General features: G+C 73.5%; 25 protein-coding genes and 1 pseudogene. 9 read left to right on the top strand and 17 right to left on the bottom strand.

Features of this window, described 5'->3' with window-relative positions:
- Nucleotides 1-21: 21 nt before the first annotated feature.
- Genes OO62_RS05240 through OO62_RS05230 form a run of 3 tightly spaced genes read right to left on the bottom strand, consistent with a single transcriptional unit; the run spans nt 22 to nt 3,503 of the window.
- Nucleotides 22-372: a hypothetical protein gene (locus tag OO62_RS05240; RefSeq protein ID WP_033266051.1), complete on the bottom strand. Its 351-nt coding sequence runs from the start codon at nt 370-372 to the stop codon at nt 22-24.
- Between the two features lie 60 nt (nt 373-432).
- On the bottom strand, nt 433-933 hold the full coding sequence (locus OO62_RS05235; protein ID WP_099873178.1) for a DUF6328 family protein: 501 nt from the start codon (nt 931-933) through the stop codon (nt 433-435).
- Nucleotides 934-947: 14 nt separating this feature from the next.
- Nucleotides 948-3,503 (bottom strand): ATP-dependent Clp protease ATP-binding subunit, encoded by a 2,556-nt coding sequence (locus OO62_RS05230; RefSeq protein ID WP_033265967.1) that lies wholly within the window; start codon nt 3,501-3,503, stop codon nt 948-950.
- A gap of 295 nt (nt 3,504-3,798) precedes the next feature.
- Here OO62_RS05230 and OO62_RS05225 point away from each other — a divergent pair, with 295 nt between their 5' ends.
- Complete coding sequence (locus OO62_RS05225; RefSeq protein ID WP_033265966.1) at nt 3,799-4,464, top strand: UdgX family uracil-DNA binding protein; 666 nt, start codon at nt 3,799-3,801, stop codon at nt 4,462-4,464.
- A gap of 47 nt (nt 4,465-4,511) precedes the next feature.
- On the top strand, nt 4,512-5,780 hold the full coding sequence (locus OO62_RS05220; RefSeq protein ID WP_078617018.1) for a PP2C family protein-serine/threonine phosphatase: 1,269 nt from the start codon (nt 4,512-4,514) through the stop codon (nt 5,778-5,780).
- A 67-nt stretch (nt 5,781-5,847) separates the two neighbouring features.
- Here the strand turns inward: OO62_RS05220 and OO62_RS05215 are convergent, their stop codons facing one another.
- Complete coding sequence (locus OO62_RS05215) at nt 5,848-8,091, bottom strand: FUSC family protein (RefSeq protein ID WP_051732736.1); 2,244 nt, start codon at nt 8,089-8,091, stop codon at nt 5,848-5,850.
- Between the two features lie 293 nt (nt 8,092-8,384).
- On the opposite strand from OO62_RS05215, the gene OO62_RS05210 reads away from it, so the two are divergent.
- The gene (locus tag OO62_RS05210; RefSeq protein ID WP_398742073.1) at nt 8,385-9,005 is read left to right on the top strand and encodes a PadR family transcriptional regulator; all 621 of its coding nucleotides are present in this window, start codon (nt 8,385-8,387) and stop codon (nt 9,003-9,005) included.
- A 107-nt stretch (nt 9,006-9,112) separates the two neighbouring features.
- Here OO62_RS05210 and OO62_RS05205 read toward each other — a convergent pair whose 3' ends face one another.
- The 4 genes from OO62_RS05205 to OO62_RS05190 all read right to left on the bottom strand — a co-directional run bounded on the left by OO62_RS05205 (nt 9,113) and on the right by OO62_RS05190 (nt 12,844).
- The gene (locus OO62_RS05205; protein WP_129322940.1) at nt 9,113-9,697 is read right to left on the bottom strand and encodes a hypothetical protein; all 585 of its coding nucleotides are present in this window, start codon (nt 9,695-9,697) and stop codon (nt 9,113-9,115) included.
- A 98-nt stretch (nt 9,698-9,795) separates the two neighbouring features.
- A complete protein-coding gene (locus OO62_RS05200) occupies nt 9,796-10,791 on the bottom strand; it encodes an acyl-CoA dehydrogenase family protein (protein WP_033265963.1) in 996 nt (331 codons plus the stop codon).
- On the bottom strand, nt 10,791-11,960 hold the full coding sequence (locus OO62_RS05195; protein WP_033265962.1) for an acyl-CoA dehydrogenase family protein: 1,170 nt from the start codon (nt 11,958-11,960) through the stop codon (nt 10,791-10,793). Before OO62_RS05195 ends, OO62_RS05200 begins: the two co-directional genes overlap by 1 nt.
- Nucleotides 11,960-12,844 carry an enoyl-CoA hydratase gene (locus OO62_RS05190; protein ID WP_033265961.1) on the bottom strand — a complete coding sequence of 295 codons (885 nt, stop codon included), beginning with the start codon at nt 12,842-12,844 and terminating at the stop codon, nt 11,960-11,962. The genes OO62_RS05195 and OO62_RS05190 overlap by 1 nt, the downstream gene beginning before the upstream one ends.
- A 101-nt stretch (nt 12,845-12,945) precedes the next feature.
- Between OO62_RS05190 and OO62_RS05185 the strand changes: the two genes are divergently transcribed.
- On the top strand, nt 12,946-13,728 hold the full coding sequence (locus OO62_RS05185) for an SDR family oxidoreductase (protein ID WP_033265960.1): 783 nt from the start codon (nt 12,946-12,948) through the stop codon (nt 13,726-13,728).
- 79 nt (nt 13,729-13,807) lie between these two features.
- A complete protein-coding gene (locus OO62_RS05180; protein WP_033265959.1) occupies nt 13,808-14,974 on the top strand; it encodes an acetyl-CoA C-acetyltransferase in 1,167 nt (388 codons plus the stop codon).
- A gap of 165 nt (nt 14,975-15,139) precedes the next feature.
- Here the strand turns inward: OO62_RS05180 and OO62_RS05175 are convergent, their stop codons facing one another.
- The 4 genes from OO62_RS05175 to OO62_RS05160 are packed head-to-tail and all read right to left on the bottom strand — an operon-like array spanning nt 15,140 to nt 18,553.
- A complete protein-coding gene (locus OO62_RS05175; RefSeq protein WP_033266047.1) occupies nt 15,140-16,201 on the bottom strand; it encodes an NAD(P)H-dependent flavin oxidoreductase in 1,062 nt (353 codons plus the stop codon).
- Between the two features lie 11 nt (nt 16,202-16,212).
- Complete coding sequence (locus OO62_RS05170) at nt 16,213-16,959, bottom strand: CoA-transferase subunit beta (protein ID WP_033265958.1); 747 nt, start codon at nt 16,957-16,959, stop codon at nt 16,213-16,215.
- On the bottom strand, nt 16,956-17,798 hold the full coding sequence (locus OO62_RS05165; RefSeq protein WP_033265957.1) for a CoA transferase subunit A: 843 nt from the start codon (nt 17,796-17,798) through the stop codon (nt 16,956-16,958). Before OO62_RS05165 ends, OO62_RS05170 begins: the two co-directional genes overlap by 4 nt.
- Nucleotides 17,795-18,553 (bottom strand): enoyl-CoA hydratase family protein, encoded by a 759-nt coding sequence (locus OO62_RS05160; RefSeq protein WP_033265956.1) that lies wholly within the window; start codon nt 18,551-18,553, stop codon nt 17,795-17,797. The genes OO62_RS05165 and OO62_RS05160 overlap by 4 nt, the downstream gene beginning before the upstream one ends.
- Before the next feature lie 82 nt (nt 18,554-18,635).
- Between OO62_RS05160 and OO62_RS05155 the strand changes: the two genes are divergently transcribed.
- Both OO62_RS05155 and OO62_RS05150 read left to right on the top strand, forming a co-directional pair.
- On the top strand, nt 18,636-19,442 hold the full coding sequence (locus OO62_RS05155; RefSeq protein ID WP_033265955.1) for an SDR family oxidoreductase: 807 nt from the start codon (nt 18,636-18,638) through the stop codon (nt 19,440-19,442).
- Between the two features lies 1 nt (nt 19,443).
- Complete coding sequence (locus OO62_RS05150) at nt 19,444-20,355, top strand: SDR family oxidoreductase (protein ID WP_033265954.1); 912 nt, start codon at nt 19,444-19,446, stop codon at nt 20,353-20,355.
- A gap of 82 nt (nt 20,356-20,437) precedes the next feature.
- Here OO62_RS05150 and OO62_RS05145 read toward each other — a convergent pair whose 3' ends face one another.
- The 3 genes from OO62_RS05145 to OO62_RS05135 form a co-directional block, all read right to left on the bottom strand.
- Nucleotides 20,438-21,043, bottom strand: coding sequence for a hypothetical protein (locus OO62_RS05145; RefSeq protein ID WP_033265953.1), 606 nt, complete (start codon nt 21,041-21,043; stop codon nt 20,438-20,440).
- A 102-nt stretch (nt 21,044-21,145) separates the two neighbouring features.
- Nucleotides 21,146-21,922, bottom strand: coding sequence for a MerR family transcriptional regulator (locus tag OO62_RS05140; RefSeq protein WP_033265952.1), 777 nt, complete (start codon nt 21,920-21,922; stop codon nt 21,146-21,148).
- Nucleotides 21,923-21,926: 4 nt separating this feature from the next.
- Nucleotides 21,927-23,036, bottom strand: a complete 1,110-nt coding sequence (locus OO62_RS05135) for a serine hydrolase domain-containing protein (RefSeq protein WP_033265951.1) — start codon at nt 23,034-23,036, stop codon at nt 21,927-21,929.
- A gap of 377 nt (nt 23,037-23,413) precedes the next feature.
- Here OO62_RS05135 and OO62_RS36340 point away from each other — a divergent pair.
- Nucleotides 23,414-24,137: pseudogene (locus tag OO62_RS36340) on the top strand (dienelactone hydrolase family protein).
- Between the two features lie 112 nt (nt 24,138-24,249).
- Here OO62_RS36340 and OO62_RS05125 read toward each other — a convergent pair.
- Together OO62_RS05125 and OO62_RS05120 are read right to left on the bottom strand one after the other, a co-directional pair.
- Nucleotides 24,250-24,675: a hypothetical protein gene (locus tag OO62_RS05125; protein ID WP_033265950.1), complete on the bottom strand. Its 426-nt coding sequence runs from the start codon at nt 24,673-24,675 to the stop codon at nt 24,250-24,252.
- A 206-nt stretch (nt 24,676-24,881) separates the two neighbouring features.
- Nucleotides 24,882-25,667 (bottom strand): uracil-DNA glycosylase, encoded by a 786-nt coding sequence (locus OO62_RS05120; protein ID WP_033265949.1) that lies wholly within the window; start codon nt 25,665-25,667, stop codon nt 24,882-24,884.
- Between the two features lie 240 nt (nt 25,668-25,907).
- On the opposite strand from OO62_RS05120, the gene OO62_RS05115 reads away from it, so the two are divergent.
- Nucleotides 25,908-26,372 (top strand): VOC family protein, encoded by a 465-nt coding sequence (locus OO62_RS05115; protein WP_033265948.1) that lies wholly within the window; start codon nt 25,908-25,910, stop codon nt 26,370-26,372.
- Nucleotides 26,373-26,579: the final 207 nt, after the last annotated feature.

Here is a 26,579-nt window from a genome sequence, read left to right as displayed (position 1 = left end):
CGGCACCAAGGGCGCGGTGGCTCAGGTGTGCGGCGCGCCGTAGTACCCGGCCAGCAGCCGGTGGTAATCGTCGTCGCCGATGTGCCGGTCCCGGTCGAACTCCGGTGAGTCCTCGATCTCCTTCTTCGTCCGGGCGACGTAGATCGTGCCGCGGTCGAAGTCGATCGACGAGATGACGCCGGCCGGCAGCAGGATGTGCCGCCCGAAGATCCACACTCTGGTGTCGACGACCAGATAGGCGGCACCGGCCTCGTCGGAGTGCTCGTCGACGGTCCCCACGGTGCCGTCGATCGCCTCGACCGTGAACCCGGTCAGATCGGTCCCGGCCCGGTGGCCCGCGGAATCCCGGTAGCCCCAGATGCTGTCCGTCATGAAAACCTCCCCGGTGGGAAACGAAAGCGACAGCCGGCCGTCCGCCGTCCGGGCCGGCACTCAGTCCTTGGCCGAATAGCGCCGCAGCACCCAGGCCGGCAGCCCGAACCAGCACAGCAGGAACCACACGATGAGCCCGCCGACGGTCCACGGGACGGCGGCGGAGTGGCTCGTCGCGAGCCGCAGGATCAGCAGCAGCGCCGAGGTGACCGTCGCCAGCAGCAGCACGACCCCGACCAGCGCCAGACGTGACGCCCACACCACCGTCTCGGGCTTCAGACGGTGGCCGGTGACCAGCCGGTGGAAGGTCACCGTGCCGAGCAGCGCACCCGTCGTGGCCGCCCCCAGCAGGACCGTCGCCACGTAGATGCCCTTGTCGGCCGTCCCGAGCGTGACGAACCGCGGGGTGAAGACCACGGTGAGCAGGAACCCGAAGAGGATCTGCACACCGGTCTGGATGACGCGCACTTCCTGGAGCAGTTCGATCCACCGCCGGTCGGCACGCTCTTCGGGCGACTCGTCGCGTCCCTCGGACGTCTGACGCGGACCCAGCGGCTCCACCCCTGGCCTCCCTCTCAGGACTTTTCCGTCGTACGGAACGCCAGCACGCCGTCCCGCACCTCCACGACGACCTTGTCCCCGGGCGACAGCGCGCCGTCCAGCAGCAGCCGCGAGAGCGGGTTGTCGACCTCGCGCTGGATGGTGCGGCGCAGCGGCCGGGCGCCGAATTCGGGCTGGTGACCGCGCCGGGTCAGCCAGTCCACCGCCTCGGGGGTGAAGTCCACCGCGATGTCCTGCCCGTGCAGCCGGCGGCGGGTGCCCGCCAGCAGCAGCGCGGTGATCTCGTGCAGCTGCTCGTCGGTCAGCCGGCGGAAGATGATGATCTCGTCGAGCCGGTTGAGGAACTCTGGGCGGAAGTGCTCGCGCAGGCTGGCCAGCGCCCGCCCGCGCGCCGCGTCGCCACCCTCGCCCTCGGCGGAGTCCGCGCCGAAGCCCAGCACGCCGCGCCCGCCGCTGAGCGCGTCCGAACCGAGGTTGCTGGTCATCACGATGACGGTGTTCTTGAAATCGATCCGCCGGCCCTGGGAGTCCGTCAGATGCCCGTCGTCGAGCACCTGCAGCAGCATGTTGAAGACGTCCGGGTGGGCCTTTTCCACCTCGTCGAGCAGCAGCAGCGAATACGGGTGGTGGCGCACCGCCTCGGTCAGCTGGCCGGCGTCCTCGTGGCCGACGTATCCGGGCGGCGCACCCACCAGCCGGCTGACCGTGTGCCGCTCCTGATACTCGCTCATGTCCAGCCGCACCATGCGGTCCTCGCTGCCGAACAACGCCTCGGCGAGGGCCTTCGCCAGCTCGGTCTTGCCCACTCCGGTGGGCCCCAGGAAGAGGAAGCTGCCGATCGGGCGGTCGGGGTCGGAGAGCCCGGCCCGCGAGCGCAGGATCGCCTCGGACACCGCGGTGACGGCGTCGTTCTGGCCGATCACCCGGGTGTGCAGCCGTTCCTCCAGCCCCAGCAGCCGCTCCTTCTCCTCCTGCGTCAGGCTGCTGACGGGCACGCCGGTCTGCCGCGACACGATCTCGGCGACGTCCTCGGCGGTGACCTCCACGATCCGCCCGTCGCCGCTCGGCTGCGTCCCCCGCTCGGCGTCGATCCGGGCGGTGAGGGTCGAGATCCGGTCCCGCAGCTCGGTGGCCCGTTCGTACTGCTCCGAGGCGACCGCCTGGTCCTTGTCGACGGCCAGCTGCTCCACCTCCTGCTCCAGCGCGCGCACGTCGGTGGTCTTGCCGCCCGAACGGAGCCGGACCCGGGCGCCCGCCTGGTCGATCAGGTCGATGGCCTTGTCGGGCAGGAAGCGGTGCGTGATGTAGCGGTCGGAGAGCTCGACCGCGGCGAGCAGCGCCTCAGGGGTGTAACGGACCTGATGGTGGGCCTCGTAGCGGTCCTGGAGGCCGCGCAGGATCTCCACCGTGTCGGCGACGCTCGGCTCGGGCACCAGGATTGGCTGGAAGCGGCGGGCGAGCGCGGCGTCCTTCTCGATGTGCCGCCGGTACTCCTCCAGCGTGGTCGCCCCGATGACGTGCATCTCCCCGCGTGCCAGCGCGGGCTTGAGCATGTTGCTGGCCTCCAGCGAACCGCCCTCGCCGCTGCCGCCGCCGGCCCCGACCACCGTGTGCAGCTCGTCGATGAAGACGATCAGCGAGTCCGGGTGCGTCCGGACCTCCTCCATGATCCCGTTCATCCGCTCCTCGAAGTCACCGCGGTAACGGGTGCCGGCGAGCACCGCGGTCAGATCCAGGGCGACCACCCGGCGTCCCGCCAGGTTCTCCGGCACCTCCCCGTCGGCCAGCCGCTGCGCCAGTCCCTCCACGATCGCCGTCTTGCCGACGCCGGCATCGCCGACCAGCACCGGATTGTTCTTCCCGCGCCGGGAGAGCACCTCGATGGCCTGCTCGATCTGCTCGTCGCGGCCGATGACCGGATCTATCCGGCCCGCCCGGGCGAGATCGGTCAGATCGCGGCTGTACTTGTCGAGGGTCGGGGTGTCGTGCTTGGGCGGGGTGCTGTGCTCACCGCCCGGGTGCGGCGGGTGCCCGGGGCCGCCCGGCGGGTTGGCCTGCGGCTCGAAGTGCGCGAGGTTCAGGATGCGGCCGGCCGCCGAGTCCGGGTTGGCCGCCAGCGCGTCCAGCACGTGCTCCGGGCCGATGTACGACGCCCCGTTGTCCCGCGCCAGCTCATGGGCGCCCAGCAGCGCCCGCTTGACCGCCGGGGTCACCGCCACGCTGGACTGCTGGGGGCCGCTGCCCGCGGTGCGGTCGATCTCGGCCGCCAGCGCGTCGGGGTCCGCCCCGGCGCGCTGCAGCATGGTGCGGGTCGGCTCGGCGGCCAGGGCGGCCCGCAGCAGGTGCTCGGTGCCGAGCTCGGGACTGCCGTGCTCGGCGGCGTACGCGGCGGCGGAGGTCACCAGCTCCCGGGCGGAGCCGCTCATCAGCCGCGCGATGTCCGCCTGCCGGGGCATGGGCTGCCCGGCGTCCCTGCTCCCGGACTTCGCGCCGCCCCCGAAGAAGCGGGCGAGGAATTCACCGAACGGGTCCGGGCCGTAACCCTCCGGACCCACGTGTCCGTTGCTCATGTGTGTCCGTTCCGCTGTCACGGCGGTACCGCGACATGCTGCCTTGTCGGTGCTTGTCGGGCTCCTTGTGCTGCTCTCGTGTTCCTGCCCTCGCGGATGCCCGGGAGACCGGACGTCACACGCCACTCCACTGCTTCAGGATCAGGGCCAACACAGCCGTCCGCACCCGGGCGGGGCGGGCCCCGGCGCCGCGCATCCGGCGCAATGCGGGCGGCCTGGCGTTAGCCACGGCACCCGCCGGGAACCCGTAGCGGTGCACAGCCGGGCAGGCCGGGCGACGACGGAGGCCAGCGCGATGCCGAGCACGAACACCGGGACGGCCGGGAGCGAGCCGGACGACTCCGACCAGCGGTACGACGCCACCCCGTACCTGCCCGCCCGCGGCGGGCTGCCGGCGCACCGCCGGGCGGCGGCCGGGTGCCGGGGCTGCCCGCTGCACCGGGAGGCCACCCAGACGGTCTTCGGAGCGGGCACCTCCTCCGCGCGGACGGTGCTCGTCGGGGAGCAGCCCGGTGACCAGGAGGACCGCCAGGGAGAGCCCTTCGTGGGGCCGGCCGGGCGGCTGCTGCGCACGGCCATGGCCGAGGCCGGGCTGGAGGAGGACCAGGCGTACTTCACCAACGCGGTCAAACACTTCAAGTTCACCGTGGCGGCCCGCGGCAAGCGCCGCATCCACAAGGCGCCGAGCCTGCGCGAGATGACCGCCTGCCGGCCCTGGCTGTACGCCGAACTGCAGCTGGTCGCCCCCGAGGTGATCGTGGTGCTCGGCGCCACCGCCGCCAAGGCCCTGCTCGGGCCCTCGTTCCGGGTGACCAAGGAGCGCGGCACACCGGTCGAGAGCGAACACGGGCTGGCGGTGGCCACCGTCCACCCCTCGGCGATCCTGCGGTCCGACGACCGCGCCGAGGCGTATGCCGGTCTGGTCACCGATCTGCGCACGGTCGCCGGCCTTCTCGACTGAAACCGGCGTCCGGCCGCCCCGCCCGGTCCGCCGGATGGCGCGTCCGGATGGCGGGCCCGCGACCCACGCACTTTGCTCACTGTCAGAACGGAGCCCCTCGGGGCCCGGAGGACCACGGGAGGGCGGAGGCGAGTCAGCTGACCGGTGACGGCGAGTACCTGCTCCAGGACTTCCTGACCGCCCTCCCCACCACCCCCGCGACGAAGCTGCCCGCCCTCGTCGACCGCTGTGCCGCACAGCTCGGCATGCAGCGGGTCGCCTTCTACCTCGTGGACCTCCAGCAGCGGCAGCTGACCCCGCCGGCCGGCGGGGAGCCGCTCCCGGTGGACTCCTCGCTGGCGGGGTGGGCCTACCGCACGCTCTCGCTGCGCATCGAGGAGACCCCCACCGGCCCGCTGATCGTCTGGCTGCCGCTGATGGACGGCGCGGACCGGCTGGGCGTGGTCGGCATCCACACACGGTCGCTGGACGGCTTGCTGCTGCGGCGCTGCCGGACGCTGGCGGCCGTCCTGGCCATGGCGCTCACGTCGAAGCGCGCGTTCAGCGACCGGTTGGTCCAGCAGACCCGTACGGCGACCATGACGCTGCCCGCGGAGCTGGTGCGCTCGCTGCTGCCGCCGCGCACGATCGGCGGCGGACGGGCCGTCTCCACCGCGGTGCTGGAACCCGCCTACGAACTGGGCGGCGACGCCTTCGACCACGCGCTGACGGAGTCGACGCTGCACGCGGTGATCCTCGACGCCATGGGCCACAACCTCGCCTCCGGCATGACCTCCGCCCTCGCCATGGCCGGCTGCCGCAGCGCCCGACGCCGGGACGCCGCGCTCCCCACGCTCGTCCGGACCATCGACGACGTGCTCGCCGACTGGCTGCCCGACCAGTTCTGCAGTGGCATCGCCGCCCAGCTGGACCTGGCCGACGGCGTGCTGACCTGGTGCAACTGCGGCCACCCGCCACCCCTGCTGATCCGCGACCACCAGGTCCTCGACAAGGCACTGGAACGGCCCGAGGAACCTCCCATGGGCACCCCCGCGAAACTGGCGGACGCCCCTCGCCGGGTCCACCGGGAGGCGCTGGAACCGGGAGACCGGGTGCTGCTGTACACCGACGGCGTGACCGAGGCCCGTAAGCCCGACGGCTCCTTTCTCGGGATCCAGGGCTTCACCGACTCGATCATCCGGGCCACCGCCGCCGGGGAGCTCGCCGCCGAGGCGCTCCGGCAGCTGATCCACTCCCTCGTGGAGGGGCAGGACGACGTCCTCACCGACGACGCCACCATCCTGCTGCTCGAATGGCTGCCGAACGGCTCCGGCTGATCCGCAGCGCGCGCCGACGCCCCGGCCGCCCCGTCCACCTCACCCGGTGGGTGGTGCCACCCGGGGGTCACATCTCCCGGTGGATGCGGGCCAGATCGGCGGTCAGCGCGTCGAGCCAGATGACCGAGTCGACCAGCAGCGCGGCGGAGTCCGCCCGGGCCGGCGGGGCCGCCCCGGCCGGCGGTACCGGCGGGGCGACCGCCAGCAGGGCGCCCAGGTCGAGCGGCCGGGGGAGCACCTCGGGCGGCCCGTCGCCGGTGCGCAGGTGCCGGGCGAGGGCGCGGTAGTCGGCCGCGGTGGACTCGGCGGCCTGCCGCAGCCAGGCACCGACCTCGTGCGGGGTGATCCGGCCGGGGCGGCCCGGCAGCAGCCGTTCACCACGCCGGGCGTCCGCGCCGGCGACCAGCACCGCGGGCCAGTCCGGCTGCCGGGCGGTCCGCTCCCGCGGCTCACTCTGGTACTGCGCCAGGCTCTCCTGCGCGAGCATCATCGCCCGGTTGAGCGCGAGGATGCCGGCCCCGCCGTCGGCCGCACCGGCACGGTCGGCGACGAGGGCGGCGGTCCGCCCGATCCCGTCGGCGACGGCCTGGCACAGCGCCGCCATGTTCCGGCGCACCTCGGGCGCCGCGCCCCGCGGCCAGGCCGCCAGGCCGCAGACCAGGCCGATCAGGCTGCCGGCCAGCACGTCCTCCAGCCGGACCGGGGCGAGCTGCCAGGTGACCGGGGCGACCTGCGCGAACAGCACCGCCACGACCAGCGTGAAGCCGCCCTGCGCCCAGGCCAGACCGCGCAGCGGGCCCGCCGTGAACGCCAGCAGCATCACCAGCGGCAGCAGCACCGCGTACACCGCCCCGTGGTTGTGCGCCACCGCCAGCAGCCCGCCGGCCACCACCGCACCGATCAGCGTCCCGAGCAGCGCCTGCCGGACCGCCGAGCGGGTCTCCAGGCTCGTCGTACGGGTCAGCGTCAGCGTCGCCAGCAGGACCCAGAAGCCGTGCTGCAGATCGAGGAGTCCGGCGACGGCCCGGGCCGCGGCGAGGCCCAGCGCGAACCGGCAGGCGTTCTGGAAGATCACCGAACGCGGCGTGAGGTGGGTGGTCAGCCGCCGCCACCACAGCTCGGCGGCGTGCGCACGGGCGTAGGCGAAGGCGTGTCCGGCGGGGTCCTGGTCGACGTCGCGGTCGCCCAGCAGCAGCCGGGTGGCCAGCACCAGGACGACCGCGGAGTCGGCGGCCTGCACGACCAGGGACCGGCGGCGCAGATAGGTCAGCCGGTCGTCGGCGCTCAGCCGCCCCAGGGTGTCCAGGGCCCGGTGGGTGCGCACCGGGGCCAGTTCGCTCTGCAGCGGCCCGGCCCGGGGACCCTCGCCCGGCGGCAGCCGCGCGCCGTGCCGCAGCGCCGCCGCCGCCTCGCGAGCCGCGTCGCCGACGGCCCGGAGCAGCGCGGTCGTCTCCGGCCGGTAGGCGTGCTGCGAGCCGGCCGCGGTGTGCAGCGCGTCCAGCCGGTTCAGCAGGGTGCGCACCGCCTCCGCCGCGTGGGCCATGGCCTTGTGTGCGAGGGAAGGGGCGGCGGGCAGGTCGGCGGGGGGTATCCGGGCGGGGCGCAGGGCGTCGGCGGCGGTACGGGCCCGCGCGAGCACCGGCTCCGGGACGGGCCCGCCGTGGTGCCCGGCCAGGTCGGCGGCCGCCTCGGCGGCCCCGGCCAGCAGCCGGCGGAAGGGCGGGGTGTCCGGTTCGGGCAGCAGGATCCGCTGGGCGGCCGCGAGCAGGACGGCGCCCAGCAGGAAGCCGAGGAGCCGCTGGCCGAGGGTGTCCGGGGCGTAGGGCGGGAAGCACGGAAGGATGTACAGCAGCTGCATGCCGGGCGCCGCGCCGGCGATCCGCGGTCCGGTGGTGCCCGCGTAGGCCACCAGGAAGCCGACGACGAGCATCCCGAGGACGGCCGCCCAGGTCCGTACGGCGAGCAGGGTGCCCAGGGTGATGAGCACCAGGCCGGCCGGGAGCGCGGTCAGGACGGTGGCGGCGCGCTGGCGTCCGGACCCGGGGATGCGGGCGAGCGCGCCGAGCGAGACCACGGTGAACGTGGCGTAGACGGACATCACGGCCCGGTCGAGGCCGTAGCGGCAGATGTAGAAGGCGACACAGGACGCGGCGGTCACGCGCACCGCATTGCCGACCACCGCCCGGTGGCCGCGCACGAACTCCCCGGCGCGCTCCGGCAGGCGGCGCAGCCCGCCCGGCCACGCCGCGGCGGGCCCGTCGGCCGCCCGCCCGCGCGCCCGCCGCGGGGAGGCTCCCTGCTGCGGCCTCACTCCTCCACTATTGGCCGCCGGGCGGCGGTCCGCACTCCTGCGCGCGGGGCACGGGCAACACCGCGCCGCGAGGCCACCCGCGGCGGGGACGCGGGTCCGCCGCCCGCCGGTGCGGCCTCCCGGGTGGACCGTGGCCGTACGGGCGATACGGGCCGTACGGGCCGTCCCGTGCCGCGCCTTCCCGGGCAACGGACCGCCCCCTGCCGGCGACACCGGATCCCGGCGACAAGAAGCAGGTCACGGAGGGGAGTTGGCGACGGCCGTCACGGACCGCAGCGGAGCCGGACCGTAGACTGCGGACCGTGACGGACAAGGAGGCCGGTGCGGTACCCGCCGGCGAGGGTGCGCAACCAGCGCTGCCGGCGACCGGCTGGGCGGTGCTCGGCCTGCTCTCCTTCGGGGAGGAGCTGTCGGGTTACGACCTGAAGAAGCGGGCCGACCGGTCGTTGGGCCTCTTCTACTGGAGCCCGTCCTTCAGCCAGATCTACGGCGAGCTCAAACGGCTGGAGAAGACCGGCTGCGTCAGCTCGCGGCTGGTCGCCCAGGAGACCGGCAACCGTGACAAGCGCGTCTACGTCATCACCGACGTGGGCCTGGCGGCGGTCCGGCACTGGGCGCGGGAGGCACCGGTGGAGCCGCCGGTCCTCAAGCACGGTGTGATGCTGCGGGCGTGGCTCGGCCATCTGCTGGAGGGCGAGCGGATGCGGGAAGTGCTCGGCAGCCACCGGGACTACGCGGAACGCATGCGACGGCGCGCCGAGGCGGACGCCGAGCGCGCCCGCACGGAGGGCACCTGGGCCCACCCCGCGCTGGTCCTGAAGTGGTCGGAGCGGTTCTACGCCTCCGAACGGGACCTGGCCGACGCGATGTTGGCGGACCTGGACGAGACGGAGCGCCACCCCCGCCAAGCCTGACGAGGACCTGAGCGGTGGACGCCACTCGGCCCGGCGTGCAGTCACCCCAGCCGAAATTGCCGTTGCGGATCATGATGGATTATTAGTTCAACGTCAGGCGTGCGGACTTACGGAGATGGGGTGGGGCCCGCCTTGGTGGGGCCCGGCGACATCTCCTCGCCGTCCGGGGGAGGGGTCGCCTTGTCACGGCTGACGATCTTGTCGAAGCCGGCTGGATCCGTGGCCTTGTACGTGAAGGTCTCGGCGCTCAGGTCCGAGTCCGTGGTCAGCGTGTCGCCACTGATCCTGCCGTGCACCGGAGGGCCGCTGATGCCGGCCGGAATCAGGGTGACGCTGCTGCCCTGCTGAGTCCCCGTCAAGGAGTGCGGACTTCGCTTTTCACCGCCGGGGGAGCCCTTCGACAGCAACACGGCTGTGTAGGTGCCGGCGACCGTTCCATCAGGGTGCGTCGTCCAGTCGAGGAGATCCAGGTATTCGACCCCGGCACTGGCACGGTAGGTGTAGAACACGAAATGGCCGCCACCGGAGGCATCCGAAGTTCCGGCGGAGGTCTGCGATCCGTCCTCGGACACACTCCTGCCCGGCGTGGGTCGGTCCGGAGCCGGCTTGCCGGCGGCGCAGGCGGACAGCCCTGCTGACAAGAACACCGCAACCATCCAACGGCCTGCAGCCTGCATGCTGGGCATCGCCATCCCCGAACTCAGGAGTCAAACCTCGGGCGTTCGATCGTCCCAGCGGCGCCGATCGGCGTCCAGAGCGCCGCGGCAGAGGGACGGACAGCGGCACCCCGTCAGCCCTCGAGCACCCGCGTGCGGCACTCGGCGGGCGTCCCCCAGGCGTCCCGCAGCGGTCGGGCCTTGCGGATCCACAGGGAGAGGTCCAGCTCCTCGGTGTAGCCGACGGCGCCGTGGAGTTGGAGGGCCGTACGGGCCGTGGCGTAACCGGCCTCGCCCGCCGCGGCCTTCGCCGCCGCCACCTCGCGTCCGGCCGAGGGGGCGCCGGCCGCCACCGCCAGCGCCGCCGCGTACACCAGTGGCTCGGCCAGCTCCAGTCCGATGAGCGCGTCCGCCAGCCGGTGCTTGACCGCCTGGAAGGAGCCGAGGGGCACCGCGAACTGGGTGCGCTGCTTGACGTGGGCGACGGTGGCCGCCAGCAGCGCCCGGCCGAGGCCGAGCGACTGGGCGGCGGTGGCCAGCCGGGCGAGGTCGCGCGCGTGGGCGGCCGCCGCGCTCACCGCCGGGTCACGGGCCAGCACGGTGCCGCCGAGCGGGCGGGACAGCCGCCGGACCGGGTCGAGGGAGGGCTGCACCGGCCCGTGGGCGTCCGTGCGGCGTACCGTGTCGCCCTCGACGACCAGTACGGCGTCGGCGGCGTCCGCGTCCAGCGCGTACGGCGCCCCGGCGGCCAGGCTGAGCACGGTGTCACCGGCGGCGATCCGCGGCAGCCACTCCCCGGCGGCGGCCGCACCGGCCGCACCCGCGTCGCCCAGCCGCGTGAGGAACGCCGCCGACGCCACCGTCTCCACCACCGGGCCCGGTACCGCATGCCGCCCCAACTCCACGAAGGCCACCGCGAGTTCGACGGGAAGCCGGCCGGCCCCGGCGTACCGTTCGGGTACCGCGAGGCCGAACACCCCGGCCTGCGCGAGCCGTGCCCACAGCGCGCGGCCGGGCTTGTGCTCGCCGGACGCCCAGGCGCGTGCCGCCGCCGGGACCCCGGCCGCCCCCAGCATGCCGTCCAGCGCGCGGGCGAACTCCCGTTGCTCGTCGGTGAGGAGGAAGCGCATCACCGGCGTCCCTTCGGCAGGCCGAGCAGCCGCTCGGCGATGATGTCGCGCTGGATCTCGTTGGTGCCCGCGTAGATCGGCCCGGCGAGCGCGAAGGTGTAGCCCTCGGCCCAACTCCCGTGCGCCGGTGCCTCGACGGCCTCGTCGGAGAGCGCTCCGTACGGGCCCAGCAGTTCCAGCGCCGTCTCGTGCAGTGCGAGGTCCAGCTCGGACCAGAAGACCTTGTTCAGGCTAGGCTCCGCGCCCAGGGAGTGCCCGGCCGCCAGCCGGGACGCCTGGGCGTAGGCGAACAGCTGGTAGGCGCGGGCGCCGGTGAGGGCGTCGGCCACCCGGCCGCCGAGGGCCGGATCGGTCCCGGCCGGCGCCGCGCGCCACAGCGCGGCCAGCCGCTCGGCGGCCGCCGTGTAGCGGCCCGGGCTGCGCAGTGTCAGGCCACGCTCGTTGCCCGCGGTGCTCATCGCGACCCGCCAGCCCTGCCCCGGCTCCCCGATGACGTCCGCGTCGGGCACGAACACCTCGTCGAGGAAGAGTTCGGCGAAGGCGGGCTTGCCGTCGAGGCGGCCGATCGGCCGTACCGTCACGCCCGGTGCGTCCAGCGGGAACATCAGATACGTCAGCCCCTGGTGCGGCCGTGCGGTGTCCGGGTCGCTGCGGAACAGGCCGAATGCGCGGTCGGCGAAGGCGGCCCGCGACGACCAGGTCTTCTGTCCGTCGAGCAGCCAGCCGCCCGTCGTCCGGGTCGCCGTCGAGCGCAGCGAGGCCAGGTCCGAGCCGGACTCCGGTTCCGACCACGCCTGCGCCCAGACGACCTCGCCGCTCGCCATGGGGCGCAGCACGCGGGCGCGCTGCTCGTCGGTGCCGTGCTCGAAGAGGGTGGGGGCGAGGAGGCTGATGCCGTTCTGGGCGACCCGGCCGGGGGCGCCCGCGGCGTGGTACTCCTCCTCGAAGAGCAGCCACTGCACGAGCGAGGCGCCGCGGCCGCCGTGCTCCTCGGGCCAGGTGACCACCGACCAGCGGTCCGCGAAGAGGGTGCGCTCCCACTCCCGGTGGGCGGCGAAGCCCTCCGCGGTCTCCAGCGACGGCAGCGGGGTCGCGGGCACATGACCGGCGAGCCAGGAGCGGGCCTCGTCGCGGAAGGCGTGTTCCGCGGCGGAGAAGCCGAGGTCCATCAGGCCCCCGCCTCCCGTGACGAGGGCGCACGGTCCGCGGAGTGCTGCCGCATCGCGCGGATGTCCATGCCGCCCAGCGGGTCCGCGGCGGTCTCGGCGTTGTGCGCGTGCGCGAGGTGGTGCAGGCCGAACACCGAGTCCAGGCCGGTGTGCAGGCCCTGAAGGTCCTCGGCCTGGTTGACCGCCCGCTTGGTCAGGGCCAGTCCGAGCCGCGGCATCTCGGCGATGCGCAGCGCCAACTCCCTTGTGCGAAGCGTCAGTTCGTCACGCGGTACGACGCGGTTGACCATGCCCACCTCGTACGCGCGCCGAGCGGTCATCCGGTCGCCGGTGTAGAGGAACTCCTTGGCGATCCGCGGCGGCATCACCCACGGGTGGGCGAAGAACTCGACGCCGGGGATGCCCATCCGTACCACCGGGTCGGCGAAGAACGCGTCCTCGGAGGCGATGATCAGGTCGCAGACCCAGGCGAGCATCAACCCGCCCGCCACACAGGCCCCCTGGACCGAGGCGAGCACCGGCTTGGGCAGCTCGCGCCAGCGGCGGCACATGCCCAGATAGACCTCGGACTCGCGGGCGAACCTGCTCTCCGCGCCCGCCTTGTCGGAGTGGTCCCACCACAGACCGGCGGTGCGGTCGAAGGGGAGGTGCGCGTCGCGCTCGGGGGTGCCGATGTCATGGCCGGCGGAGAAGTGCCGGCCCGCGCCGGCCAGCACGATGACCTTGACCTCGTTGTCGTCCGCGGCGCGGTAGAAGGCGCGGTCGAGAGCGTACGTCATCGCGGAATTCTGGGCGTTGCGGTAGTCCGGGCGGTTCATGGTGACGGTGGCGAGCGGACCGTGGCGCTCGTAGCGCACGGGCTCCTCGTCCTGGGCAGCGGGCATCCGCCCCTCCTTCCCTAACAAGTGTTTGGTAGGTTAACGTACGGCCATCCGCAGCGTCGAGGCCCCCGCGCCCGCGCGCACCCGCCGGAGGAGGCCCGCGTATGACACCGCCCCGCTATGTGCCCGGCCACCAGCTGCTCGCCGGCCGCAGCGCCGTCATCACCGCGGCCGCCGGCGCCGGCATCGGGGGCGCCACCGCTCGCCGCTTCCTGGAGGAGGGCGCCCGGATCGTCGTCGGCGACTCCCATGCGAGGCGGCTGACGGAGAGCGCCGCGGCGCTGGCCGGCGAGTTCGGCGCGGACCGGGTGGCCGCACTGCCCTGCGACGTCACCGACGAGGACCAGGTCGGCGCCCTGCTCGCGCTCGCCGAGGAACGCCACGGCCGGCTCGACATCGTGGTCAACAACGCCGGACTCGGCGGCACCGCCGACCTCGCCGACATGACCGACGCCCAGTGGAGCACCGTCCTCGACGTCACCCTGAACGGCACCTTCCGCTGTACCCGCGCCGCCCTGCGCCGGATGCGGAGCGCCGGCCGCGGCGGGGTGATCGTCAACAACGCCTCCGTCGTCGGCTGGCGCGCCCAGCGCGGCCAGGCCCACTACGCCGCCGCCAAGGCCGGGGTGATGGCACTGACCCGCTGCGCCGCGCTGGAGGCCGCCGGCTACGGCGTACGGATCAACGCGGTAGCGCCGAGCCTCGCCATGCACCCGCACCTGGTGAAGGTCACCACCCCCGAGCTGCTCGCCGAACTCACCGAGCGGGAGGCGTTCGGCCGGTACGCCGAGCCCTGGGAGGTCGCCAACGTCATCGTCTTCCTGGCCGGCGACTACGCCTCGTACATGACCGGCGAAACCGTGTCCGTCAGCTCCCAGCACGCCTGAGCGGCCTGCCGCGGGCGCGCGGCGGCCGCGCCTTGCGGAACCGGCCGGCACGTCCGCAGAATCTGACCGAGGAGACACCATGCCCGAGGCATACATCGTCGGCGCGGTCCGTACCCCCGTCGGCAAGAAGGGCGGCGGCCTGTCGGCCGTCCACCCCGCCGACCTGGGTGCCCATGTGCTGACCGCGCTGATGGAGCGCACCGGCGCCGACCCGGCCGCCGTCGAGGACGTGGTCTTCGGCTGCCTGGACGCGGTCGGGCCGCAGGCCGGGGACATCGCCCGCACGTGCTGGCTGGCCGCCGGCCTGCCCGAGGAGGTCCCCGGCGTCACCGTCGACCGGCAGTGCGGCTCCTCCCAGCAGGCCGTCCACTTCGCCGCGCAGGGCGTGCTCTCCGGCACCCAGGACCTGGTCGTCGCCGGCGGTGTGCAGAACATGTCGCAGGTCCCGATCGCCTTCGCCAGCCGGCAGGCCGCCGAGCCGCTGGGCCTCACCGACGGCCCGTTCGCCGGCTCGGAGGGCTGGCGGGCCCGCTACGGCGACGCCCCCGTCAACCAGTTCCACGGCGCCGAACTGATCGCCGCCCGCTGGCACCTCACCCGCCGGGACATGGAGGAGTACGCACTGCGCTCCCACCAGCGGGCCGTCCGCGCCCTCGACGAGGGCCGCTTCGACCGCGAGATCGTCCCCTTCGGGCCGGTCACCGCCGACGAGGGCCCGCGCCGCGGCACGTCCCTGGAGAAGATGGCCGCCCTGCCGCCGGTCGTCGAGGGCGGCCGGCTCACCGCGGCGGTCTCCTCGCAGGTCTCCGACGGCGCGGCCGCGCTGCTGCTCGCCTCCGGGCGGGCGGTGGCCGAGCACGGCCTGACCCCGCGGGCCCGCATCCACCATCTGTCGGTGCGCGGCGAGGACCCGATCCGGATGCTGACCGCCCCCATCCCGGCGACGGCGTACGCGCTGAAGAAGGCCGGCATGACCCTCGACGACATCGATCTGGTCGAGATCAACGAGGCGTTCGCCCCGGTCGTGCTGGCCTGGCTGAAGGAGACCGGCGCCGATCCCGAGCGGGTCAACGTCAACGGCGGCGCGATCGCCCTGGGGCACCCACTCGGCGCGACCGGCGTCCGGCTGATGACGACGCTGCTGCACGAACTGGAGCGCACCGGCGGCCGGTTCGGTCTCCAGACCATGTGCGAGGGCGGCGGCCAGGCCAACGTCACCATCATCGAACGTCTCCAGGGGCGCTGACCGGAGGGTGGGAAGCCGGTGCCCCGCCCGGGGCGACGCCGGGCAGGTGCCGGAATACGCGCAGGGCGCGCGCCGCACCGTGCATTGTCGTGTTGCCTCTCCCGCCGGTGTGTGCCGTTGCTGTGACATGGCGGGGTGTTTGACGGCGTCCCGCGCGCCGGGCGGTCAGGAGGTGTCGTGCGCGGGGCCGGGCAGCGCGCGCAGGGTGTGCGCCGCCTCGGCCATGATCCGTTCGACCAGCTCGGCGCAGGACGGCAGGTCCTCGATCAGCCCCGCGACCTGACCGGACGCCATCACACCGAGGTCGGTGCGGCCCTCGACCATGGAAGCCCGCAGCAGCATCGGGGTGTTGGCGGCCAGCAGGACCTGGCTCCAGGTCAGCTCCTTGCCGTGCTTCATCGCCAGGCCGTCCCGGACCATCCGCGGCCAGCTCAGCCCGGACAGCTTCCGGAACGACGCGGCATGGCGCACGGCCCGCAGCAGCGCGGCGGCCCGCCCGGAGCGCTCCAGCGCCGCCACCAGCTCGCTGCGCAGCATCCGGTGCGGCAGCCCGTCGACCTTCGTGGTGACGGTGATGTCCCGTACGCCCGCCCGCAGATAGCGGTCCTGCACGGCACGCGGCACGGTGCTGTCCGACGTCAGCAGGAACCGGGTGCCCATGGCGATCCCGGCCGCTCCGTAGGCGAGCGCGGCGACCAGTCCCCGGCCGTCGCAGAAGCCGCCGGCGGCGATCACCGGGATGCCGACCGCGTCCACGACCTGGGGCAGCAGCACGGTCGTCGCCACGCTCCCGGTGTGCCCGCCGCCCTCACCGCCCTGGACGACGACCGCGTCCGCGCCCCAGGCCGCGACCTTCTCGGCGTGCCGGCGGGCCCCGACGGACGGGATGACGAGCACGCCGGCGTCCTTGAGCCGGGCGATCAGCTCGCGCGAGGGGGCCAGGGCGAACGAGGCGACCCGCACCCCCTCGTCGACCACGACCCGTACGCGCTCCGCCGCATCGCCCGCGTCCGCCCGCAGATTGACCCCGAAGGGCGCCCCGGTACGGGACTTGACCTCACGGACCGCGGCGCGCAGCTGCTCGACGGTCATGGTGGCGGAGCCGAGGATGCCCAGTGCGCCCGCGTTGGCGGCGGCCGACACCAGGCGGGGGCCCGCCACCCACCCCATGCCGGTCTGTACGAGCGGGTGCCGCACCCCGACCAGCTCGGTCAGCGGGGTCACCATCCGGGCGTCCGTCATGCCGCCGGCACCTCGCGGTCGCGCCGTCCCTCGGGGTCGATGACGTCCCGGATCAGCCGCAGTTCCGCTGCGGTGGGCTCCCGGGTGTGCGGCACCTCGTCGGGCAGTACGAGCGGGAAACCGGTGGCCTCCTGCACCTGCCCGACCGTCACACCGGGATGGACGGACGCCAGCCGCATGGCCCGGTCCGGGGTCTCGAAGTCCAGGACCGCGAGGTCGGTGACGACGCGGGGGATGCGGTGGTAGCGGGTCGCGGACGGCCCGGCGGCGGCCGCGCTGTCGTAGCCGACGCCGCAGATCATGTCGACCTTCGCCACGAAGACCCGCGGTGAGTGCCGGGGCACCCAGTAACTCACCGGATGGTTCACGGAGTTGACGGGCGCGCCGCGTACCCCGAGCAGCTGGCGGTCCGGGCGCCGCCAGTCGCCGATGCAGGAGATGTTCTGGTTGCCGAAGCGATCGAGCTGGCTCGCGCCCATCATGACGTGCCGCTTCCCGCCGGTGACCAGCGCCAGGTGCTGCCGGTAGGGCAGCCAGCCCTCGGTCTGCCCGTCGGGCCCCACGAGGACCGCCTCGCCGTCGGTGAGCAGCAGGTCGGGGGAGAAGGTGCGCCGGGCGAGCCGGGCACCGAAGGACGGGATCGCGCCCATCGGGCTGGCGAGCACCTCGCCGTTGCCGCGCCAGGCGTCGGCGCAGGCGATCACGCAGTACTCGGCGCGGGTCGCCGGGAGGGTCTCGGTCACCGCTGCTCCTCGTGCCAGGCGTCGACGGCCGACCGGTAGGACTTCTCGTCCGGACCGGACAGGAAGCGCGCCGCGAACTCGGGCCAGGGCGTGGTCGCATACAGCTTCTGGAACGCCTCGTCCCGGCCGTAGTCGGGGACGCACGAGGTGAAGTGCGCGCCGTGCGGCGTCTCGACGACACCCGTGACCGTGTGCCGCTTGACCAGCAGCGTCTGCAGCGCGGCGGCCGGGAAGCCGTCCACCAGTGCCTCGCAGGAGACGTACGCGGTGTCCGCGGCCTCGCAGAACAGGTCGTCGAAGTACGGATCGGGGCCCAGGTAGCGGCCGTTGCCCAGCCGGTCCGCGCGGTTGACGTGGACCAGCGCCGCGTCCATGCGCAGGGCCGGCATGGCGACCAGCGTCTCTTCGTCCTCGTAAGGTGAAGTGACCGTCCGCAGGCCGGGGTTGACGCGCATCACGTCCGACCCGATGCCGGCCCGGACGGGCAGGAACGGCAGCCGGTGGGCGGCGGCCCGCAGCCCCCACATGAACATCGCCTCGTCGACCTCCGTCAGCTCGAACGCCCCGCGCTGCCGGGCCGCGCGGAAGTGCGGTTCGAGCGGGATCGAGTCGAGCGTCGCGAACGGCGCGACGAGCTTGCGGATCCGGCCGGCGGCGGCGAGCAGGCCCACGTCCGGCCCGCCGTACGAGATCACGGTCAGATCCGTGACGCCGGACCGCAGCAGCGCCCGCACCAGGGCCATCGGTTTGCGGCGCGAGCCCCAGCCGCCGATGCCGAGCGTCATGCCGCTGCGCAGGCGGCCGACCACGTCCTCGGGCGTCATGGTCTTGTCGGTCATGTCCGGGCCTCCTGGCCGAAGGTGTCGCGTACCCGGTCGGCGACGCCGCTGAGGTTCGCCTCGAAGGTGAAGCCCTGCTCGAAGCGGTAGCTGCGGTGCACGTCGACCGGATCGATGCCGTTGAGCGCGGCCTTGGCGAGGCGCAGGAGGGATCCGTCCTTCCGGGCGATCTCGCCGGCCAACTCCCGTGCCGCGGCGCCCAGTCGGTCCCGGGGGACGACGCGCCACACCGAGCCGTGTGCCCGCAGCTCGTCCGCGGTGGCGGTGCGCGAGGTGTAGTAGAGCGCGCGCATCAGGTGCTGGGGGACGAGCCGGGCGAGGTGGGTGGCGGCCCCGAGCGCGCCCCGGTCCAGCTCCGGCAGGCCGAAGACCGCCTCGTCGCTGGCCACGATCGCGTCGGCGTTCCCGGCCAGCCCGATTCCGCCCCCCAGACAGAACCCGTGCACCGCGGCGACGACCGGCACCGCGCACTCGTACACCGCCGAGAACGCCTCCGCGCAGCCGCGGTTGGCGCCGAGCAGCGCCTGCCGTCCACCGGCCGCGGCGTCCCGTTGCAGCTCCTTGATGTCCACCCCGGCGTTGAAGCCGCGGCCCTCGGCGGTGAGCACGACACAGCGGACGCCGGGGTCGCGGCCGGCCGCCCGCACGGCGTCGGCGAGGGCGTACCAGCCCTGCACGGGAAGGGCGTTGACCGGTGGGAAGTCCATGGTGACGACCGCGATGCCCGGTTCGGGCCGGGAGGTGGAGACACCCATGAGCAGATCAGCTACCTTTCCACCAAGCGTTTGTTAGGTAGCGAAGTTAGCAGCGCCGGGCGCGCTGCGGGAGGGGTGCCGAGTGAGCCTGACCCTCGATCTGTCCGGGCGGCTGGCAGTGGTCACCGGCGGCACCCGGGGTGTCGGCGCGGGAATCGCCCGCGCCTTCCTGCGGGCCGGGGCCGACGTGGCGATCTGCGCCCGCCGCCCCCCGGACGCCCCGGTCGCCGCGGCCGGCCGCACTGCCCGCTTCCACCCCGTGGACCTGCGCGACCCGCCCGCCGTACGGGACTTCTTCGGCCGGCTCGCCGCCGCCCACGGCCGCCTCGACTGCCTGGTCAACAACGCCGGCGGGACGCCGCACCGCCTGCTCGCCGACGCCGGCCCCGACCGGCACGCCCGGGTCCTCGACCTCAATCTCACCGCACCGCTGACCGCGTCCCTCGCCGCCTACGAGGTGATGCGCGGCCGGCCCGCCGGCGGCTGCATCCTCATGATCGGCAGCGTCAGCGGCACCCGCCCCTCACCCGGCACCGCCGCCTACGGAGCGGCCAAGGCGGGCCTGGACAACCTCGCCCGCTCCATGGCCGTCGAATGGGCCCCCGAGGTCCGGGTGAACACCGTCGTCCTCGGCATGGTGCACACCGAACGCGCCGCCCTGCACTACGGCGACGAAGCGGGCGTCGCCGCGGTCGGCGCGACCGTGCCGCTCGGGCGGCTGGCCGCCCCGGCCGAGGTCGGCGACGCCTGCGTGTTCCTCGCCTCCGACCGCGCCGCGTACCTGACCGGCGCGAGCCTGCTCGTCCACGGCGGCGGGGAGCGCCCCGCCTTCCTCGCCGCCGCCACCGTCAACCGGCCCACCGCACCGTCGGCCGCCAAGGAGAAGTGAGATGCCCGGAATCTGCACCGGCCGCGTCGTCGCCGTCACCGGAGCCGGCCGCGGTCTCGGCCGCGCCCACGCCCTCGCCCTGGCCGCCGAAGGCGCGCAGGTCGTGGTCAACGACCTCGGGGTCGCCGCGGACGGCGCCGGCGCCTCGTCCGGCCCGGCCCAGCACGTCGTCGACGCCATCCGCGCCCGCGGCGGCCGGGCCGTCCGCCACACCGGCGACATCACCACCACCGACGGCGCCGCCTCCCTCGTCGCCACCGCCCTGGACACCTACGGCCGGCTCGACGCCCTGGTCAACAACGCCGGGTTCCTGCGCGACCGGATGCTCGTCAACCTCGACGAGGACGACTGGGACGCCGTCGTGCGCGTCCACCTCAAGGGCCACTTCCTGCCGCTGAAGCACGCCGCCGCGCACTGGCGGGCCGAGGCCAAGGCCGGCCGTACGCCCGACGCGCGCGTGGTCAACACCAGCTCGGGCGCCGGGCTGCTGGGCAGCGTGGGCCAGGGCAACTACTCCGCCGCCAAGGCCGGCATCCTCGGCCTGACCCTCGTCGCTGCCGCCGAACTGGCCCGCTACGGCGTCCAGGTCAACGCCCTCGCCCCGGCCGCCCGCACCCGGATGACCGAGCGCACCTTCGCGGGAGCGATGGCCGCCCCCACCGACGGCACCTTCGACGCGATGGCCCCGGAGAACGTCTCCCCGCTCGTCGTCTGGCTCTCCTCCGCGGCCAGCGCCGGCGTCACCGGCCGGGTCTTCGAGGCCGAGGCGGGCCGCATCACCGTCATGGAGGGCTGGCACCCCGGCCCCACGGCGGACAAGGGCGCCCGCTGGACCCCGGCCGAAGCCGGCGAAACGGCCCGCGAACTCCTGGCCGGCGCCCGGGCCCCGCAGCCGGTGTACGGGACGCCGTGACAGGGAGACCCGGTTCGCCCCCACCCGGGCGACGCTTTCCCCTGACACACCGCCGTCGACCGGGGGCTACCTCACTGCGCTGTCAGGCCGTACGCCGCCAGACCTCCCGCCACCGCTCCTCCCGGGCGGCGAGGACGGCCCGGTCGACCTCGGTCGGCTGCGCGTCGCGGCTGACCCCGCACCCCGCGCACAGCAGATACCGGAAGTGCCCGCTGTGCCACCGCACCGTCCCCGCTCCGCTCCCGCAGACGGGGCAGCGCGGTGGCGCACCGCCGGCCGGGACGGGGGCAGCCAGCAGACGCCGCACGACGGTGGGGAGCGGCTCGGTGGGGTGGAACTCCGGGTCGGGACAATAGGCCGGCGCATGCGCCCGGTAACGCCAACGGTCGTACGGCGCCGGGCGGCGCATCCCTGCCGCCTTCTCCCGTCGCCGCCGCGCCACGAACGCGGACTCATCGGCCAGCCACAGCCGGCGCGCCGCATGCAGTTCCTCGACCGCCCGCACCAAGGAGGCGGGGTCGGCAGCCAACTCGGCGGGGATCCGGGCGCGGTGGCACAGGTGGTGGTAGGTCGCGCGGAAACCGAACGGCGCGAAGTCCGCCACGCAGGTACGCAGCGCCGCGTGCCGCGCCCGGGCCGAACGGCCGGTGTCGTGCACCCGCTGACGGTGCGTCGCGAAACTGCTCATCGCGCGAGGCTACGGTTCGGCTCGCCGTTCCCGCATCCGACTTCCCGGCGACCCGCGCCCGCCGAACGGGCGCGAGGGCGCCGCTGGGCCGTACCTCGCCCCTTACCGGCGTGGGAGGGGTACGCCCGCGGCGCGGAGTTTGGTCTCGGTGAGCGCGGTCAGCCGGGCCGAGATCGGCGCCTGGTCCTTCCGGTGGTTGTTGATCAGCTTGTACTGGGCGGAAGCCTTGGCCCAGGCATTCAGGCTGGTGGGATCCCCCAGCAGTGTGGGGTTGGCGAGGTAGTGGTCGGCCATGGCGGTCGCGAGTTCCTCGATCCTCGGGTCGTCCGGTTCCCAGGTCTCGGCCTCCCAGCCGCGCCGGGTCAGGTCGATGTACCCCGGGTCGTCGAGCCCGTGTTCCAGCTGGGTCAGGAAGCCGTCGTAGCCCTCCGGTACCAGCGCCCGGGCCAGCACCAGGGCCTCACGTTGCGCGGCCACGTAGTCGGGACTGAAGCCGAGGCCGGGCATCCGCTCCAGCAGCGCCACGGCGCGGTCGGGCAGCAGGGCCCGGTCGCCGTCGGCGAGCCGGTGCAGCGTCTCACGTTGCGCGGTCAGCTCCTCGATCCGTTCGGTGAGCTGCCGCTCGACGCCGGCGAGCGCGGCGGCGAACTGCTCGGCGTCGGCGTCGAGCAGGGGCCCGATCCCGGCCAGTGGCACCCCGGCGGTGGCCAGCGTGCGGACCTGTACCAGCCGCAGCAGCTCGTCCGATCCGTACCGTCGGTAGCCGGAGCTGTCGCGTTCCGGCTCCTCGACCAGGCCGAGCTTGTGGTAGTGCCGCACCGTCTTCACCGTGACGCCGACGAATGCCGCCGCCTGCCCGATCGTGACTCCGTTCATCATCTGCTCAGCCTGCCTTGAGCGGCCCGCCGCCGAACACCTCGCTGACGAGCCGTTGTTGGGCGTTCTGGAATGCCGCTGCTATCGACAGATCGGCGTCGCCCACACACGTCAGCCCGGCGGTGAGCGTCTTCGTGCCGTCGGGCGTGCTGTACATCAGCGCCGCCGAGCCCGCCATGCCGCCGTTGTGGTGGAAGACGGTGCCGCCCTTCGGGCCCGCGTCCTGCACGAACAGCCCCAGGCCGTAGCCGACGGTGGCCTCCGGGGTGCGCATCTCGGCCAGCAGCCCGGCCGGCAGGAGCTTGCCGCCCATCAGCGCGGAGAAGTACGTGTGCAGATCCTGCGTGGTCGAGATCATGTCACCACCGGCCGAAACCCAGGAGGGGTTCTCGCGGGTGATGTCGACCGTCTTCTCCTGACCGGCGTCCTCGTAGCGGTAGTAGCTGTGGTTGTGCGGCTCGGGGATCTCCGACGAGGTGCCCGGCGCCACGGTGCCGGTCATCCCCAGCGGCCCCAGGATCAGCCGCTGCAACTCCTCGGCGAACGAACGGCCGGTGACCTTCTCGATCACCAACCGCGCCAGCACGTAGTTGGTGTTGGCGTAGCTCCAGCCCGTCCCCGGCGCAAATCGCGCCGGCTTGGACAACGACAGCCGTACCAGCTCTTCGGGCAGGTAGGTCTTGAACCGGTTGTCCACCCACTCCTTGCCCCGCCAGGGGACCCCGGGCGCGAACGTCCCGTCCTCGTAGAGCTCGCCGGTGTGGTTGAAGATCCCACTGGTGTGCTGCAGCAGCATCCGCACCGTGATCCGCCGGTCCAGCCCGCACTCGGGCAGGTAGTCATCGGCCGGGACGTCCAGGTCGATCTTGCCCTCGGCCACCAGCATGAGCACCGAGGTCGCGACGAAGTTCTTGGTGCTGCTGCCGATGCGGAAGTGCCCGTTGGTCAGTGGCTTGGCGCTGCGTCCCAACTCGCGCGCCCCGGCGCTGCCGACCCACTCGCCGTACTCGTCGTTCACCCGCAGCTGTACCCCGACGAAACCGGACTCGACGATCTCCTCGATCGCCTCCTGCAACTCCGGGCGATCCTGCCCCTGGCCGGAAAGGGTGGTGGACATGGTGGTGTGCTCCTTCACATCTGCTGTGCCCGCGTCGGCGTCGTGCCGCTGCGACGAGCTTCCGCCCTGCCCCAAGGTCAACCTCAACCGTGATCCAGCTCACAGCTCGGGGTGCGTCGAACCCGCGCACCGTCGGCCGCGACTGCCGGTCTTGGTTCGGTCGCCGAACTCGGCGTACTGGCGGCATCCGGAGCCGCCGCAGAAACTCAATGGCGAACCACGGCGACCACTGCTACTTTCCGGAGGCCGTGCGAGAGAACGAGGAGGTGGTACCCGTGAACGCAGTATCGACATGGGTGCTCCCCTCCGGGGTCACGGTCGGGCGATAGGTCGTCGTCCGGGAGCGCCGTTCAAGAGCACTCCCGAAAGGCACGACCATGCACGTCACTTCTGAACAGCGTCTCGACGACGGCGTCCTCGCGCGCGAATTCACCCTCGGCGAGACCCCCGGCACCCTGTGGACGCCGGAATCCGCCGCACCGGTCCCGCTGGTCCTGATGGCCCACAACAACGGCCTGCCCAGGCGGCAACCCCGGCTGGTGGCCCGGGCCCGGTACACCGCGGCGCAGGGCTACGCGGTGGCCACCATCGACGCCCCCGGGTGCGGTGACCGGCCCCGTTCCGCCGCCGATGAGCAGGCCCGCGCCGACCTCCGCCGGGCGATGCAGGCCGGCGAGCCGGTCGATGAGATCTTCGAGTCCTTCATCGCCCCGCTGGTCGAGAACGCGGTCCCGGAATGGCGGACCACCCTGGACGCCCTCCTTGCGCTGCCCGAGATCGGCGGCCCGGTCGGGTACTCGGGGTGGACCGCCGTCGGCATCCGCCTTGCGGCAGTCGAGCCGCGCATCGCGGCCGTCGGCTTCTTCGCCGGGGGTTACGTCCCCCGCGCCCAGCGCGAGGAGGCCCGGCAGGTCACCATTCCGCTGCTGTTCCTGCTCCAGTGGGACGACGAAGGGAACCCCCGGGCAACGGGCCCTGGACCTGTTCGACGCCTTCGGCAGCAAGGAGAAGACGCTGCACGCCAATTTGGGCGGGCACGTCGGCACCCCGTGGTTCGAGGTGGAGGACGGGGACCGGTTCTTCGGCCGGCACCTGAAGTGAGGCCGGGCCGTCCACCGATGCCCGCGCCGATGGGGCCCTCAACTCCGGTGGTCACGCCCTCAGTTGGGGGACGCGGCCGGGGTGAGGGCCCTCGCGGCGGGCAGTGCCGCGCTCAGACGGTGGCGGTGGCCTTCGTGTCGGCGTAGCGGAAGCCGTCGTCGTCGAAGTAGAAGACGGTGACCTTCACCTTGTCCCCCTTCTCGAAGCCCAGGGTGGCGGCCGGCTTGAGCCGGACCTCTGCGGTGTGGTCGGCGTAGTCGCAGACGAGCTTGTCGACCTTGATGGTGCCCGCGCCGTACCCCTTGAGCTTGGACGAGGTGATCTCCTCGGCGTTGGCGACCAGCTGGTGGTTCATTCCGGGGTCGCAGGAGTACGTGACGTTCACCCGCAGGCCCGCCCCGTCCAGCGAGACCTTGTCGATCGCGATCAGGTTGGCCTTGGCCGCGGCCATCGGTGCGGTGGCCAGGACGCCGGCCCCGGCCAGGGCGACGACGGCGGCGGCACCGGCGACACCGCGCCGGATGCGGGATGCCTTCATGGAGTTTTTCCTTCCCCCCGCGCAGTCACGGTGACGACGACTGCGACGCTTGTTCGTTTTCATGCGGTTCACACATTACGTGATCTTGCGGGCGCATCGAACCTCTTTTCGGACATCCGGCCGCCCGGCCGCCCGCCGGCCCCGGTCGGCGGCTGTGGGCGGAACCCGCACCCGTCAGCCGCCGTACCCGCTCTTGAAGCCACGGGTCAGTCGCTCCTCTCCAGACCCGCGCGTCGCGCGGCCCGGGTGAGCAGGTCGACGAGCATGTCGAAGGTGAGGCGGCCGGTGAAGGTGTTGCGCTGGCTGGGGTGGTAGCTGCCCAGGACGTGCAATTGCCGCCGCCGGCCGGTGGCGGGCAGGGTCAGTTCGGCGCCGTGGCCGAAGGCGGGGCGGGGCCGGGGGAGCGGCCATCCGGCGTCGCCGAGTACGGGCAGCGCCGCCTGCCAGCCGACGGCGCCCAGTGCCACCACCGCGCGCAGGCTCGGCGCGAGGAACTCCAGCTCGGTCGCCAGCCAGGGGCGGCAGGTGCGGCGTTCGGCGGGCGTCGGCTTGTTGTCCGGCGGGGCGCAGTGCACCGGTGCGGTGACCCGCACGCCGTACAGCTCCAGCCCGTCGCCCCGGTGCGTCGCGGTCGGCTGCGAGGCGAGACCCACCGCGTGCAGGGCGGCGAACAAGAAGTCGCCCGAGGCGTCGCCGGTGAACATCCGCCCGGTGCGGTTGCCGCCGTGCGCGGCGGGTGCCAGGCCGACGACGGCCAGCGCGGCGTCCGGCGGGCCGAACCCCGGCACCGGCCGCGCCCAGTACTCCCAGTCCCGGAACGCCGCGCGCGGCTGCGCGGCCACCTGCTCGCGCCACTCCACCAGCCGGGGGCAGGCCCGGCAGCGCACCACCCGCGCGTCCAGCTCCGCCAGATCGGCGCAGCGCGCCGACTGACGGGCCGGAAAGGCCGGATCCTCGCTGTCCGGCGGTCCGGCCGGGTCCGTCTCGTCCATACGGACACGCTAGAGGAGTCGTTCCGCAGGGCGCGGGCACGTCCGGAGCCACGGGGAGCGCGTCCGAAATCGTTCCCACGGTGTGCTGCGGTGTGCTGCGGTGTGCTGAGGTGTCCTGCCGTGTGCTGAGGTCGGTGAGTCGGTGACCGCGTGCGCACGGCGGACGACCCCCGGGCACCACTCGACCGGGTGAGGGCGCCGGCCCCGAAATGTCAGTGCCGGCGGCTATAAGTGGGGACCATGACCACAACTCCACTGCACTGGAAGCTCGTTGTCGACGCCCACGACCCGCACGCCCAGGCCGACTTCTGGGCGGCGGCACTCGGCTACGAGGTCGAGGATCACAGCGTCCTCATCGGCAAGCTCCTCGATCGCGGCGCCGTCCCGCCCGAGATCGTCGTCGGCCACCACGACCGGCGCGCCTGGCGGGACGCGGCGGCGGTACGCCATCCCGACGACCCGTACGACACGGAGAGCGGCACGGGTCTGGGGCGTCGGCTGCTCTTCAACCGCGTACCGGAGGCGGAGAAGAAGGCGGCCAAGAACCGCTTGCACATCGACCTGCACGGCCGCGCCGGCGAGCTGGACACGGAGGTCGAGCGCCTCCGCGCCCTCGGGGCCCGGACCCTGAACCACGTCAAGGAACCGTCCGGGGAGTGGGTGGTCATGACGGACCCGGAGGGCAACGAGTTCTGCGTGCACTAGGGCGGATCCGCGGCACCATCCAGGACCGGACCGCGGCTCCCGCCGGACGCGAACCGCGCTGGACGCCCCGGTCGCTGCCGCGCACCACCGAGGACGGGACGACGCATGCTGCTGCGACTAGGGCGTGTCATTTGGATCATGGCGGGCTCGCGGGGTCTGGCACGCACGCTCGCCGCGTTGTCGTCACTCGCCGACGCTCCGCGTCGA

Source organism: Streptomyces lydicus (assembly GCF_000717345.1).
GTDB lineage: Bacteria > Actinomycetota > Actinomycetes > Streptomycetales > Streptomycetaceae > Streptomyces > Streptomyces lydicus.
Note: the sequence above shows the minus strand (reverse complement) of the source record. Positions and strands in the feature narration are given on the sequence as shown.